General features: G+C 69.3%; 12 protein-coding genes and 1 tRNA gene. 6 read left to right on the top strand and 7 right to left on the bottom strand.

Annotation, left to right across the window (positions count from 1 at the left end; all coding sequences use genetic code 11):
* Positions 1–163 precede the first annotated feature (163 nt).
* Positions 164–255 (top strand) — tRNA-Ser (locus tag P9849_RS02860).
* A 177-nt stretch (positions 256–432) separates the two neighbouring features.
* Here the strand turns inward: P9849_RS02860 and P9849_RS02855 are convergent.
* The 3 genes from P9849_RS02855 to P9849_RS02845 all read right to left on the bottom strand — a co-directional run bounded on the left by P9849_RS02855 (position 433) and on the right by P9849_RS02845 (position 4,804).
* Complete coding sequence (locus P9849_RS02855) at positions 433–1,920, bottom strand: alpha-L-fucosidase (RefSeq protein WP_278268214.1); 1,488 nt, start codon at positions 1,918–1,920, stop codon at positions 433–435.
* A gap of 126 nt (positions 1,921–2,046) precedes the next feature.
* Positions 2,047–4,209, bottom strand: coding sequence for a RecQ family ATP-dependent DNA helicase (locus tag P9849_RS02850; protein WP_278268213.1), 2,163 nt, complete (start codon positions 4,207–4,209; stop codon positions 2,047–2,049).
* 172 nt (positions 4,210–4,381) lie between these two features.
* Positions 4,382–4,804: a DUF6157 family protein gene (locus P9849_RS02845; protein WP_278268212.1), complete on the bottom strand. Its 423-nt coding sequence runs from the start codon at positions 4,802–4,804 to the stop codon at positions 4,382–4,384.
* 69 nt (positions 4,805–4,873) lie between these two features.
* Here P9849_RS02845 and P9849_RS02840 point away from each other — a divergent pair, with 69 nt between their 5' ends.
* The 3 genes from P9849_RS02840 to P9849_RS02830 all read left to right on the top strand — a co-directional run bounded on the left by P9849_RS02840 (position 4,874) and on the right by P9849_RS02830 (position 8,692).
* Positions 4,874–6,289, top strand: a complete 1,416-nt coding sequence (locus P9849_RS02840) for a phosphomannomutase/phosphoglucomutase (RefSeq protein WP_278268211.1) — start codon at positions 4,874–4,876, stop codon at positions 6,287–6,289.
* Positions 6,290–6,506: 217 nt separating this feature from the next.
* On the top strand, positions 6,507–7,964 hold the full coding sequence (locus P9849_RS02835; RefSeq protein ID WP_278268210.1) for an amino acid permease: 1,458 nt from the start codon (positions 6,507–6,509) through the stop codon (positions 7,962–7,964).
* Between the two features lie 113 nt (positions 7,965–8,077).
* Entirely contained in the window at positions 8,078–8,692 is a 615-nt protein-coding gene (locus tag P9849_RS02830; RefSeq protein ID WP_278268209.1) for a dihydrofolate reductase family protein, read from the top strand.
* A 95-nt stretch (positions 8,693–8,787) separates the two neighbouring features.
* On the opposite strand, the gene P9849_RS02825 is transcribed toward P9849_RS02830, so the two are convergent.
* The gene (locus tag P9849_RS02825; RefSeq protein WP_278268208.1) at positions 8,788–9,165 is read right to left on the bottom strand and encodes a helix-turn-helix domain-containing protein; all 378 of its coding nucleotides are present in this window, start codon (positions 9,163–9,165) and stop codon (positions 8,788–8,790) included.
* Between the two features lie 89 nt (positions 9,166–9,254).
* On the opposite strand from P9849_RS02825, the gene P9849_RS02820 reads away from it, so the two are divergent.
* Positions 9,255–9,863 (top strand): NAD(P)H-binding protein, encoded by a 609-nt coding sequence (locus P9849_RS02820; protein ID WP_278268207.1) that lies wholly within the window; start codon positions 9,255–9,257, stop codon positions 9,861–9,863.
* A 65-nt stretch (positions 9,864–9,928) separates the two neighbouring features.
* On the opposite strand, the gene P9849_RS02815 is transcribed toward P9849_RS02820, so the two are convergent.
* Positions 9,929–10,129 carry a hypothetical protein gene (locus tag P9849_RS02815; RefSeq protein WP_278268206.1) on the bottom strand — a complete coding sequence of 67 codons (201 nt, stop codon included), beginning with the start codon at positions 10,127–10,129 and terminating at the stop codon, positions 9,929–9,931.
* 25 nt (positions 10,130–10,154) lie between these two features.
* Between P9849_RS02815 and P9849_RS02810 the strand changes: the two genes are divergently transcribed.
* A complete protein-coding gene (locus P9849_RS02810) occupies positions 10,155–10,688 on the top strand; it encodes a CGNR zinc finger domain-containing protein (protein ID WP_278268205.1) in 534 nt (177 codons plus the stop codon).
* 73 nt (positions 10,689–10,761) lie between these two features.
* Here the strand turns inward: P9849_RS02810 and poxB are convergent, their stop codons facing one another.
* Both poxB and P9849_RS02800 read right to left on the bottom strand, forming a co-directional pair.
* Positions 10,762–12,486 carry a ubiquinone-dependent pyruvate dehydrogenase gene (poxB, locus tag P9849_RS02805; protein WP_278268204.1) on the bottom strand — a complete coding sequence of 575 codons (1,725 nt, stop codon included), beginning with the start codon at positions 12,484–12,486 and terminating at the stop codon, positions 10,762–10,764.
* 159 nt (positions 12,487–12,645) lie between these two features.
* Positions 12,646–13,731 (bottom strand): EamA family transporter, encoded by a 1,086-nt coding sequence (locus P9849_RS02800; protein ID WP_278268203.1) that lies wholly within the window; start codon positions 13,729–13,731, stop codon positions 12,646–12,648.
* Positions 13,732–13,745 lie beyond the last annotated feature (14 nt).

Below are 13,745 nucleotides of genomic sequence, written 5' to 3'. Positions count from 1 at the left end.
GGATTCCGGCTGTTCCGGAACCCGCCCCGCCGCCGTCGCGCCGTCGTCCGGGCACCATCCGGGCGCCGCGTCCCGGTGGTCTCGCGAGCGACGGCGGGAGGGCCCGCGTCGTTTTGCGTTGCGGCGGGCGCTTCGGTACTCTTGCATGGCTAGCAAATAGCGAGGAGACGTGCCAGAGCGGCCGAATGGACTTCACTGCTAATGAAGGGTCGGGGTTAAACTCGACCGGGGGTTCAAATCCCCCCGTCTCCGCCAATCGAGCCCCGGGAAACCGGGGCTCTTTTGTTTGCCCCAGCGCCCGCCGGGTCCGGCGAAACAGCTGAGTTCGGGGGTTCGTTCCGAACTCGGCGGCTGTAACCACCGCTCTCGGAACGACCCCCCGAACTCAGCGAGGCGGGTCACCTGAACTGCGCGGTCACCTGAACTGCACGGTCACGCGAACTGGATGACGACGCCGCGCGCCCCCAGCGCGGGATCCTCCGCCGCTGCTTCGCCGGCCGCCGCCGGACGGCCTTCCAGCCCCTCGGCGCTCTCGCTCAGGGCCACGCTGAGAACGCCGTCGGCATCCTGGTCCCAGTCGGTGATCGTGGCTCCGCCGAGTCCGCGGACCTCCGCGACCTTCCGGGCCAGCGGGATCCTGACGCCGTCGGCGGGACCGTCGAGAGTGATCAGGTGGAGCCGTCCGGTTGCGCCGGCCTTCGCGGGTGTCTCCGTCAGCCACCACGTGGTGCCGCCATCCTCCCAGCTTTCGGCAAGCCCGTTCCCGGGCACCAGACCCTCGGCCACGGCACGGGTCCCGTACAGGACCGGCCCGAACTCCTCAAGCCACACCCCGATGACCTCGAGGGCCTCGCGGATGGACGGCGGGATCGCGCCGGTGGGATCGGGCCCAACACCCAGCAAGAGGTTGCCGCCTCGAGCGACCACCTTCACCAGCATGTCCACCACTTCACGGGGATCCTTGGCCTGCTCTTCCGGGGAGAGAGACGTCCAGTTGTCCGAGAGAGTCACGCATGATTCCCACGGGTAGGCCGGCCGGTGATCGGGGATGCGCTGCTCGGGAGTGCGATAGTCCTCATTCGGACCGTGGACCTCCCTGTCGACGACGAGAATGCCCGGCTGGAGCTCCCTCGCCCGGGCGGCGATCCGGTCGATGCCGATCGGCTCGAACGGGGCGAAGACCCATCCGGCATCCAGCCAGAGCACGTTGACGGGCCCATAGCCGGTGAGGAGTTCCTCGATCTGTGCCTGGGTGAAGTCCACGAAGCTCTGCCAGCGCTCGGGGTCGGCCTCGGCGTCGTAATTGTGGAAGCGGTCCACGGTGGTGCCGTCCGGCGACCAGTAGCCTGGGTGGTTCCAGTCGGCCTTCGAGAAGTAGACGCCGGTTTCCAGGCCCTGGGCTCGAAAAGCGTCAAAGGTCTCGGCGAGGACGTCGCGGCCCAGCGGGACATCCTCCGCAGTGACCTTGAAGTCCGAGTGGGCGGTGTCGAACATGTTGAAGCCGTCGTGGTGCTTGGACGTGAAGACGAGGTACTTCGCACCTGCGGCGCGGGCGAGCGCGGCCCAGTCCTCCGGCTCGTAATCTTGGCCCGTGAAGGCCGTGCGCGCGGCCTTGTACTGCTCTTCCCAGGCATCGTCGTCGCCCTGGAATCCGGGCGGCAGGAGCATCATCTCCTCATCGCGGGACCGGCACAGGGTCCAGCTGTCACCGAGGCCCTGGGAGGTGTAGATGCCCCAGTGCATGATGATGCCGAACTTGTGGTCCTGCCAGTCCTCCAGCCGCGCGCGGCTGAGAGGATCCGCCGGGAAGCTGTAACCGGGATCGTGCGCATCGACGACGGCACCGGCCGCCAGGCTGGGCTTGAGAGTGGGAAGGGACGGGTCGCTCTCATCGAGAGGGGAAGAGGTGTGCTCAGTCACGATCACTATCCTTCCTCTTGAATCAGCTCCCGTCACCCCTTCGGACGAATAAGTCGCTGGTTCTCCGGGCCCGGCGAGCCGGCGTGGCGCTCGCCCTCCCGAGATGCCCGACCCCGTCGGCGCTGCTCAGCCGGCGAGCGCGAGCACGAACGGGAGCACCGCGCCGGCCCCGGCCTGGCGGAGGGAGCGCCCGGCCACGACGACCGTCCACCGGGTGTCCACCGAGTCGTCCACCAGGAGGATCGTGGCGCCCGGGTTCTGCGCGAGGAACTCCTCGATCTGAGGCGTCGGTCCGAACCGGTCCCACACTTCGGCCAGACGGTAGGCGCTGTTCCCGCGGCGACCAGCACCGCCCATCGAGTGGCGCACACCCAGCGATCCCAGGTACGGCATGCGTCCGATCTCCGCGAGCCCGTTGGCGACGGATTCGATCAACTGCGGTCGCCGCTGAGACGGGACCGCGACCACGGCCAGTGGCCGGTCCTGTCCGCTCCAGGGCTCGACGCCCCGGTTCTCCGGGCGGCCCCAGTCACGGAGCACGGCGACGCAGGCCCGGAGCATGTCCTCCCGCACGGGTGCGTCCTCCGCACTCTCGGCGAGAACCTCCCGCAGCGGGCCGCCCCAGCCCAGATCGCTCAATCGTGCGAGCGCCCGGCCTTCTGCCACGGCTTCCGCGGGTGGGATCTTGCCCTTCACCGGGACACCCAGCCGGTCCATCCCGGTGGGCCACAAGGAACGGGTCTCGACGACGGCCCCCACCTTGTCCAGTTCGGCCGCGGCGGCGTTGAGCGCCTCACGGCTCACCCCACTGGGGTACCAGGGCCCGGCGCAGTTGTCGCAGCGGCCGCAGGCATGGGCATCGGGATCGTCCAGGACGGAGGTGATGAACTCCATCCGGCACCCTGCGGTCTCCTGGTAGATCACCATGAGGTCCTGTTCCTGCACCCGGGCCTCGGCGATACGGGCGTACCGCTCGGCGTCGTAGAACCAGCCCTTGCCGGTGGACTGCCAGCCGCCCTGCACGCGCTCGACCGCCCCGTCCACGGCCAGGACCTTCAAGAGGAGCTCCAGCCGCGAGCGCCCCAGGTCCACCCGCGGTTCGAGCGCGGGACTCGAGAGCGGCTTGGGCGAGGTCTCCAGGGCGTCCAGCACCGCCATTGCCTTCTCCTGCTCCGGCATGGACGCCGTGGCGAAGTACTTCCAGATCTCGCGGTCCTCCGCCCCGGGGAGCAGGAGGACATCCGCATTCGCGCCGCCACGGCCGGCACGGCCCACTTGCTGGTAGTACGCCACGGGTGAGCTGGGAGCGCCGAGGTGGACCACGAAACCGAGATCCGGCTTGTCGAAGCCCATGCCCAGCGCCGAGGTGGCCACGAGGGCCTTGACCTGGTTGTCCTTCAGCCGCTGTTCCGCGAGTTCGCGTTCCGCCGTGTCCGTCTTCCCGCTGTAGGAGAGCACCTCATAGCCGCGCTCGGACAGCATCCGTGCCGTCTCCTCCGCGGCGGAGACGGTGAGGGTGTAGATGATGCCGCTGCCAGGCAGATCCTTGAGGTGCTCGGCGAGCCAGGCGAGGCGCGCGGTGTTGTCCGGCAGCTTGAGGACGCCCAGGCGCAGCGAATCACGCCCCAGGGTGCCCCGGATGGTGAGCACGTCCGTGCCGAGCTGCTCCTCGATGTCATGCACCACGCGGGAGTTGGCGGTGGCCGTGGTGGCGAGGACCGGGACGTTGCCGGGCAATTGCCGGATCAGGTCCGCGATGCGCCGGTAGTCCGGGCGGAAGTCGTGGCCCCAGTCGGAGATGCAGTGCGCTTCGTCCACCACCAGCAGACCCGTGCGCCGGATCAGCTCGGGCAACTCCCGTTCCCGGAACGCCGGATTGACGAGCCGTTCCGGAGAGACGAGCAGGACGTCCACGTCGTCCGCCGCGAGGCGGGCCGAGACATTCTCCCAATCGAGCTGGTTGGCGGAGTTGATCGCCACGGCCCTCACCCCGGCGCGCGCCGCGGCTTCGACCTGGTCCCTCATGAGCGCCAGCAACGGCGACACGATCAGCGTGGGGCCGGCGCCACGACGCCGCAGCAGCAGCGACGCCACGAAGTACACCGCCGACTTGCCCCAGCCGGTGCGCTGGACCACCAGGGCACGGCGGGAGTGATCGACCAGAGCCTCGATGGCCTCGAACTGGCCCTCGTGGAACTCGGCATCCGGATTGTTCACCAGGTCCCTCAGAACCTGGACGGCCTCCTGATAGCTCCTGCTCTGGGTGTGCACCGCGTTCGTCTCAGCCATGGTCCCCAGTATTCCGCACGGCCTCCCGGCCCGCGCCCCGGGTGATCCCGTCTGTGGACAAGGACACGTTCCGGGAACTCACCGGCCCACGCCGCCGCACCGGCACAGCGACCGACAGCGCCACATCAGGCCCACCCCACATCAGCCCTGCCCCGCGACAGGCCCGGCCGGTTCAGCCCCGCGAACTCCGCATGGCACGCACGTGCTGCACGGCGGGATCCGCGGCGAGCTCCGCATAGCGTTCGGAGCCGAGCGGCACGAGGGCGACGCGGCCGTCGTCGTCGTGATGGATGCCCCATCCGTAGCGCTTGCCCAGTGGCGAGGCCCGCAGGCAGGGCTGGCCCTTGGAGAAGAACGCCGTCCTCGCCACGGGCCACTCCTCCGGAGGAATCCCCTGCCGTTCGGCGTGGACCTGGAAGAGGACGTCGTCCGAGGTCAACTGGTAGGGAGCAGTGTCGAGGAGCTCGAACTGCCGTTGAGCCACGGTCGGTGTCGCGCGGGCCGCCGGGACCTCCGCGGACACGACCGGGCAATCTTCGGCGACTTCGATGAAGGTGGTCCGGTAATTGGTGGTGTGGCCGTTCTCGGTCTTCATACGGCCATTGTGCCGCGTGGTTATCCACAGGAGAAGAAAAAATCTCGGGCGTCTACGTAAACTAAGCGGGTGACTGAACAGCAGCAGAGCATCGACCTTTCCCCGTCCTTCAAGGCGTACGACGTGCGTGGCCTCGTGGGCGAGACCATCACGGCCGAGATCGTGGAGGCCGTCGGCGCCGCCTTCGTCGATGTTCTGGGCCTCGCAGGGCAGACCATCCTGGTGGGCGGCGACATGCGCCCGTCCTCCCCCGAGTTCGCTCAGAAGTTCGCCGAGGGCGCCGCGGCCCGCGGCGCCAACCCCCAGCTCCTGGGGCTCATCTCCACGGATGAGCTCTACTTCGCCTGTGGCGCTCTGGACGCGGCCGGCGCCACGTTCACGGCCAGCCACAACCCGGCGGCCTACAACGGCATCAAGATGGCGAAGGCGGGTGCCGTCCCGATCTCGTCCGAGTCGGGCCTGAAGGAGATCCAGCACGCCGCCGAGGCGTACCTGGCCGCCGGCGTCATCCCCGCCGTCGAGTCCGCGGGCGTCATCACCGAGCGGGATGTCCTCAAGGACTACTCCGAGTACCTGCGCCGGCTGGTGGACCTCTCCGGGATCCGCCCGCTCAAGGTCGTGGTGGACGCGGGCAACGGCATGGCCGGCCTGACCACCCCCGCCGTGCTCGGTTCCGAACTGCTGAGCCCGCTGCCGCTGGAGATCACCCCTCTGTACTTCGAGCTGGACGGGACCTTCCCCAACCACCCGGCGAACCCGCTGGAGCCGGAGAACCTCGTGGACCTCCAGAAGGCCGTGGTCGAGCACGGCGCGGACATCGGTCTGGCCTTCGACGGAGACGCCGACCGCTGCTTCGTGGTCGATGAGAAGGGCGAGCCGGTCTCCCCCTCCGCCATCACGGGCATGGTCGCCCGCCGCGAGATCGCCCGCGCCAAGGCACTCGGCGAGGAGACCCCGGTGATCATCCACAACCTGCTCACCTCCCTCGCGGTGCCGGAACTCATCGAGCACGACGGCGGCCGCGCCGTCCGCACGCGCGTGGGCCACTCCTTCATCAAGGCCGTCATGGCCGAGGAAGGCGCCGTGTTCGGCGGCGAGCACTCCGCCCACTTCTACTTCCGCGACTTCTTCAACGCGGACACCGGCATGCTGGCCGCCATGCATGTGCTGGCAGCCCTCGGTGAGCAGGACGGTCCGCTGTCCGAGCTGGCCCGAGAGTACGAGCCGTACGTCTCCTCCGGCGAGATCAATTCGGAGATCGAGGACAAAGCCGGCGCGGTCGCACGGGTCCGCGCCGACTTCGAGGGCGAGGGCGTCACCGAGGACACCATGGACGGCAGCACGTTCAGCGCCGCCGATGGCTCCTGGTGGTTCAACCTGCGCCCGTCCAACACGGAGCCGTTCCTGCGCCTGAACGCCGAGGCGAAGGATGCCGAGACCATGGCGAAGGTCCGGGACCGCGTCCTGGCGCTCGTCCGCCGCTGACCCCGGAGCGCGGCGCTCCACTGCACCGCGTCGCCGGACGACAAGCTCTCGAGTGGGGCCCGGAAACGGGCCCCACTCGCATGTCAGCCGGTCGTCACAATCCCCACGTCTGATATCCCGGACAGTGTCACCCGTCACAAGGCCTCCCGCGTCGCCCGCGTGCGATGTCCTGGTGTGAGAGCTTTCACGGCCCACACGTTCAAAGGAGATCGTGCCCATGACTTCATCCAGTAACGGACTGCGGCGAGGCCTCAACGCCCGCCACATCCGCTTCATCGCCCTCGGTTCCGCGATCGGCACCGGTCTGTTCTACGGATCCTCGGCAGCGATCCAGGCCGCCGGCCCGGCCGTCCTCTTCGCCTATCTGGTGGGCGGCGCCGTCGTGTTCATGGTGATGCGCGCCCTCGGCGAGATGGCGGTCCGGCACCCCGTGGCCGGGTCGTTCGGCCAGTACGCGTCCCGGTACCTCGGCCCGTACTCCGGCTTCCTGACCGGGTGGACCTACGTCTTCGAGATGTTCGTGGTCGCCCTGGCCGATGTCACGGCCTTCGGGGTGTACATGGGATTCTGGTTCCCGAACGTCGAGCGGTGGGTCTGGATCCTGTCGGCCGTGTTCATCATCGCGGCGGTCAACCTAGTGAGCGTCAAGGTGTTCGGTGAACTGGAGTTCTGGTTCTCCATCATCAAGATCACGGCCATCATCGCCATGATCGTCGGCGGCATCGCCATCATCGTCTTCGGTCTTAACAACCAGCACGAGAATGCGGCCGGCCTGCACAATCTCTGGGACCACGGCGGCCTGACCCCGAATGGTCTCTGGGGCCTGCTCAGCTCGTTCACCATCGTCATGTTCGCCTTCGGCGGCACCGAGGTCATCGGCATCACCGCGGGCGAGGCCCAGGACCCGAAGAAGGTCATCCCCAAGGCCATCAACTCGGTGCCCGTGCGCATCCTCTTCTTCTACATCCTGACGCTCGGGATCATCATGACCCTGCAGCCGTGGAACACCATCAACGGCGAGGCGAGCCCCTTCGTCTCCATCTTCAGCTCGCTGGGACTGACCGGCGCGGCGCACGTGCTCAACGCCGTCGTCATCACCTCCGCCCTCTCCGCCATCAACGCGGACATCTTCGGCGCGGGCCGCATGCTGCACGGCCTGGCACAGCAGGGCCAGGCTCCGAGGGCCTTCATGAAGACCAGCAAGAGCGGGGTGCCGTTCCTGACCGTGCTCGCGATGGTCGCGTCGCTTCTGCTGGGCGTGCTCCTGAACATCTGGTTCCACGACCAGATCTTCTTCCTGATCGCCGCCCTGGCCACGTTCGCCACCGTGGTGGTGTGGCTCGTGATCCTCCTCTCCCACGTCCGGATGAAGGCGGAGATCAAGCGGGACGGCAAGCTCCCGTCCGAGTTCCCGGTGCCCCTGTGGCCGATGGGCAGCTACCTGGCCATCGGGTTCATCGTGTTCGTGATCGTGATGATCGGCGTGCTGCCGGACTCCCAGCCGGCGCTCCTGATCGGCGCCCTGTGGATCGCGATCCTGACGGCGGTGTACTTCCTCTTCCTCAAGGGCTCCGGTCGCACCCGGATCGAACTGGTCGACGAGACGGGCATGCTCCCGGTCGTCGATCCCACCGAGGACGCGAGCACCCCGGTCCCGGCGCGCAACGCGCCCTGACGGATTCCGCCCGCCCGGTCCCAGCACTGAAGCCCTCCCGCGCGAGCCGCGCGGGAGGGCTTCGGCGTCGCGCCCCTCTTCTCCTGACGCCCCGTCCGTGATGCCATGGACCCATGACCTTCACCACAGCCCACATGTCCGTCTCCCTGGACGGCTTCGTCGCCGGCCCGGATCAGAGCCTGGAGAACCCGCTCGGCAAGGGCGGCCCCCTGCTGCACCGCTGGCACATCGGCCCGGAAGAGGAGCGCCACGAAGTCGACGCCGACTGGACCACCCGCCTGCTCCGTCCCCGGGGCGCCTATGTCATGGGCCGGAACATGTTCGGCCCGGTCCGCGGCTCCTGGGACACGATGCCGGACTGGCGCGGCTGGTGGGGCGACGAGCCGCCGTATCACGCGCCCGTGTTCGTCCTGACCCACCACGAGCACGACCCCATCGAGATGGAGGGCGGCACCACCTTCCACTTCGTCACGGAAGGTTTCGCCCGCGCCCTGGAACTCGCCCGGGAAGCCGGCGACGGCGACGTCGACATCGCGGGTGGCGCATCGGCCGTGCGGCAGGCGCTTGAGGCCGGGGAGCTGGATGAGCTCACGCTGGACATCGCGCCCGTGGTGCTCGGCGCGGGTGAGTCGATCTTCCCGCAGGACTCCTCCGGCTACCGCCTGGAGATCGTCGAGACGGCCGGTTCGCCTCTCGCCACCCACGTCCGGTACCGCGTGGTGCGGTAGGGCCGCGGACTGGACTTGGGGGCGCTGGGCCTGGGCGCGCTGAGCGGGTGCCCGCCCGGCGGTCCGTCAGAGCGCGGTCACAGCGTGGCGATCGGCTACAGCGCGGCGGCCTCGGCGTCGTCGTAGGCATCCCGGGCGGCGAGGATCTGTCCCGCGTGCGCTTCAGCCCAGATGCGCACGGCGTCCAGCGGCCCCAGGAGGCCCTCCCCGAGGGCCGTGAGCCGGTACTCGACCCGGACGGGCACCTCGGCGAAGACCTCGCGGTCCACCAGCCCGTCCCGCTCCAGGGCGCGGAGGGACTGGGTCAGGACTTTGGGGCTGACGCCGTCCACGGCCTGCCGGATCTCGCCGAATCGACGCGCCCCGCCCTTGAGGGCCTGGAAGATGAGCGGGGTCCACTTGTCCCCGATGCGCTGCAGGACCAGGCGCGAGGGGCAGTTCTGGTCCATGACGTCGAAGGGCAAAGTATCCATGAGGTAACTATATGACGTTGAAGTACTTGCTTTCCAATGGATACTGTTGATTCATCAAGCAGCACGCCAGCTACAGAAATGAGGACATCATGAAGATCGCCGTCTACGGTGCCACCGGAATGGTCGGAAGCCAGATCGTCAACGAGGCTCTCAGCCGCGGCCACGAGGTCACCGCCGTGACCCGCCAGGGCCTCGACGTCGAGGGCGCCACCGCCGTCGCCGCCGAGGTCAGCGACACCGCGACCCTGGAGCGCCTCGCCCAGGAGAACGACGTCGTCGTCATCTCCATCCCCACCCCGCGCAACGGCGACTCGCACGAGCCCATCCTGCAGGCGCACCGCGATCTCATCGCCGCCCAGCCGGACGCCCGCGTCTACGTGGTCGGCGGCGCCGGTTCCCTCATGGCCGACGCGACGACCCGCCTCGTCGACGCCATGGGCTTCCCGGAGGCCTACCGCGCCGAGGCCCAGAGCTTCACCACCATCCTCGGCCTGTACGAAGCCGCTCCGGAGGGTCTGGACTGGACCATGCAGTCCCCCGCCCCCGAGATCGCCCCGGGCGAGCGCACCGGCAAGTACCACGTGGAGCGCGATTCCATCGCCGGCCCGTTCATCTCGACCCAGGACTTCGCCGTGGCCGCCCTCGACGAGATCGAGAACCCGCAGTTCCGTCGCGCGCGCTTCAACGCCGCCAACTGACCCAGATCCTTCCGCGGCTCCCGCGAGGGAACAGCTGAGGCCCCTTCCCGGAGCGGGAAGGGGCCTCAGCTGTTCCCTCGCGGGGCATGCAGCGTCTCGGGCAGGAGAAACCGGTCTTCCAGGAGCTCGATCCGCCACGAGCCGCAGTCCTCGCACCGCTCGTAGAGCACCACTCCCTCGGACGTGGAGTGCCGGGACCGGACGGCCCAGAGATGGTCGTGGGCCTCGGCCTGCACGGCCGGCTGCAATGCTGTGCTGGTGTCCATGGATCCAGCCTGATGTAATGGCCTTATGCACCTCAACCCTTACGGGGAGTATGCCGTCCTCCTGGCCGCCTCCCTCGCCAACGACTGGCCGGCCGACCGCGACGGCATCGTGTCCCGCACGCGCGACTTCGGGATGACCATGGAGTTCCCTGCCGAACCCGGTGACCACGCCCGGCTCAGGGCCGCCCTGGACGAGTGGCTCGGGGTGGTGGACGCGGCCGACGGCCCCGGGCGGGCGCGCCTCCTCAACCGGATCATGGCGGACGAAGCGGCTTACCCCCATCTCACGGACCACGACGGCGAGGGCTGGCATCTCCACTACCGCGACGACGACAAGGGCCTCCCGAGCACCCTGAGAGCCGTCTTCGCGGTCGGCACCGCCCTGCACCTGACGACGCGCGGCATGCACCGGCTGTCCCGCTGCGCCGCCGGGGCGGACGTCGACGGCGAGTGCCGGAACGTCGTCGTCGACGTCTCGCGCAACGGCACGCAGAAGTACTGCTCGGTGCGCTGCGCGAACCGGGCCGCCGTCCGTCGGCACCGCGCCGCCCGCCGCTGACACCGACCCCCAACGCCGCGAGGGAACAGCTCGCGGTGACGGGGACGGGAACGAGGACGGCGGGTGGCCAGACCTAGAAGAGCTGCCGCCAGTTGGTCCGGGCCAGGTCCAGCAGCTCGTCGCCGCGGCCCGAGAGCACCGTGCGCAGAGCGTACAGCGCGAAGCCCTTCGCCTGTTCCAGCGAGACGGCGGGCGGCACCGAGAGTTCCTGCCGCGCGGTGACGACGTCGATCAGGGCCGGACCGTCGTAGGCGAGAGCCTCCTGCACGGCGCCTTCCAGGTCCTCCGCGTTCTCCACACGGATGCCCTTGATGCCCAGTGCCTCGGCCACGGCCGCGAAGTTCGGGTTGGAGAGACCGGTGCCGAAGTTCACGAAGCCCGCGGCCTTCATCTCCAGCTCCACGAAGTTCAGCGAGGAGTTGTTGAAGACCACCAGCTTGACCGGGAGTTTGTTCTGCGTGAGCGTGATGAGCTCGCCCATCAGCATCGTCAGGCCGCCGTCGCCCGCGAGCGCGACCACCTGGCGCTCCGGCTCCAGGGCGGCGGCGCCGATCCCGTGGACCAGGGCGTTGGCCATGCTGCCGTGGTTGAACGAGCCAATCAGGCGCCGCTTCCCGTTCATCGTCAGATACCGCGCGGCCCACACGACCGGCGAGCCGACGTCCGCGGTGAATACGGCGTCGTCGGCCGCGAGACGGTCCACGACTCGCGCCACGTACTGCGGGTGCAGCGGCTGGCCCTTCCGGGTGGGGCTCGCGAGTTCATCGAGCTTCGCCCGGGTCTTGACGTAGTGCTTGCGCGCCGAATCCAGGTGCGAACGGTCCGTCTTGCGCTCCAGCAGGGGCAGCAGCGCCTGGGCCGTGTCCTTGACCGTGCCCACCAGGCCGAGGTCCAGACGGGTCCGGCGGCCGAGCTGTTCACCCCGCACATCGACCTGGATCACCTTGGCGTGATCCGGGTAGAACTGCTGGTACGGGAAGTCGGTGCCGAGCATGAGCAGGGCGTCACAGTCCTCCATGGCGCGGTAGCCGGAGGCGAAGCCGAGGAGACCGGTCATGCCGACGTCGAAGGGGTTGTCGTATTCGATGAACTCCTTGCCGCGGAGCGCGTGCACGATCGGCGCGCCGAGCGCGTCCGCCAGGGCCACGACCTGCTCGTGAGCGCCCTGGACACCGGCGCCGGCGAGGATGGTGACCTTGGACGCGGAGTTCAGGATCCCCGCGGCCTCCCGCAGTTCCGGCTCGGACGGGACGATCCGCGGCTCGGTCTTGCGGATGATCGAGACGGCCTCGCTCGCCGCCTGCGCCAGCGCGACGTCACCCGAGATGACGACCACCGCGACGCCCCGCTTCTCGATGGCGGTCCTCATCGCGATGTCCAGGATGCGCGGCATCTGCGAAGGATCAGTGACCTGCTCCGCGTAGACGCTGCACTCCCGGAAGACCTCCTGCGGGTGCGTCTCCTGGAAGTAGTTGGACCCGATCTCGCTGGTGGGGATGTGGGCCGCGATCGCCAGGACCGGGACGCGGGACCGGTTGGCGTCGTAGAGACCGTTGATGAGATGCAGATTGCCGGGGCCGCAGGAGCCGGCGCACACGGCGAGTTCGCCCGTGAGCGCCGCCTCGGCCGCCGCCGCGAACGCCGCGGCCTCCTCGTGCCGGACGTGCACCCACTCGATCGAGGGCGTCTCCCGGAGCGCGTCGGTGAAGCCGTTCAGGGAGTCACCGGGGATGCCGTAGACGCGGTGAACGCCGTTGGCGGCAAGAGTGTCGACAATGTTCTTTGCGATGGTTGCCATGCTTCCGACCCTACGGCCCGGTCACGTCGCGCGGAACCCCGGCCGCGCGACTCGTTCCTCACAGTTCCCTGTGACGCGCTGGACACCGCGCTCCGCCGCGCGGCTGGACGCACGACGACGGCGGCCCGGGCGAGGCGTTCAGGGGAACCGAGGCGCGGGTCACCCCTGCCCGGCGGGCTCCGGAGTCCGGTCGCCGCCGCGAGGCGGGACGTCCGCGATCCCGGCCGCGGCGGAGGCCCGCACCGGGGCCGGTTCCGGGGAGGCCACGGGGCCCCGCAGCGTCGTCGATGCGGCCGTCGTCGGCTCCGCCGTCGTCACGGCCTGCGTCACTGCCGCCACCGGCTCGACCGGCGCCCCCACATCACCCACCATCCGGCTCCGCCGCGTCAGGAGCGCGCCGCCCGACTGCGAGACGGCCACGCCGGCGAGCAGCACCGCCCCGCCCACCAGGTCCCAGAGGCCGGGGATCTCGCCGAAGGCAAGCCAGCCCGCGAGCATGGCGATCGGCGGCACCACCAGGGTGAAGGGCACCACCTGCGCGGCGGGGTACTTCTGCAGCAGCCCGTTCCAGACCGTGAATGCCAGGAGGGTCGAGATCAGGACGGTGAACACCGTGCTCGCCCACGCCACCGGGCTCATCGCGACCAGGGCCCGGGCCGGGGCGGCAGGTCCGTCGAGCAGCATCGACAGCGCGAGCAGCGGCACCGGGACCACCGCCGCGGACCACACGACCAGGGAGAACGGCTTGGCTCCCCGCGCCGAGCGGGACACCACATTGCCCAGACCCCAGGACAGACCGCCCGCAAGCCCGAGCAGCAGCGGCAGCAGATCCGCGGAAGCGCCCCGGCCCAGCACCACGATCCCCAGGCCCAGCACCCCCGCGCCGATCCCCAGGAGCTGAACCCGGCCCGGCCGTTCCCCGAGGAACACCGCGGCCAGCAGGACGGTGAACAGGACCTGGCTCTGCAGGATGAGGGGTGCCAGGCCCGAGGGCAGGCCCAGGTGCATCGCCAGGTAGATGAAGCCGAGATGCCCCGCGCTCATGAACAGGCCGACGCCCACCACGGTCCACCACGGGACCCGCGGCCGCGGGACGAACAGCATCAACGGGAACGCCACCAGGGCGAAGCGGAGCGCGGCGAAGGTCAGGGGTGGGACATCGCGGAGGCCGGCCTCGATGGCGACGAAGTTGACGCCCCAGATCAGAGCGACGAGCAGGGCCAGCAGGACATGACGAGTTTTCACCTCTTCATCGTGTC

Origin of the sequence: Arthrobacter sp. Y-9, from assembly GCF_029690065.1 — a bacterium.
Taxonomy (GTDB): Bacteria; Actinomycetota; Actinomycetes; order Actinomycetales; family Micrococcaceae; genus Arthrobacter_E.
The sequence above is the reverse complement of the archived record's forward strand: the minus strand, read 5'-3'. Positions and strand labels throughout refer to the sequence as shown.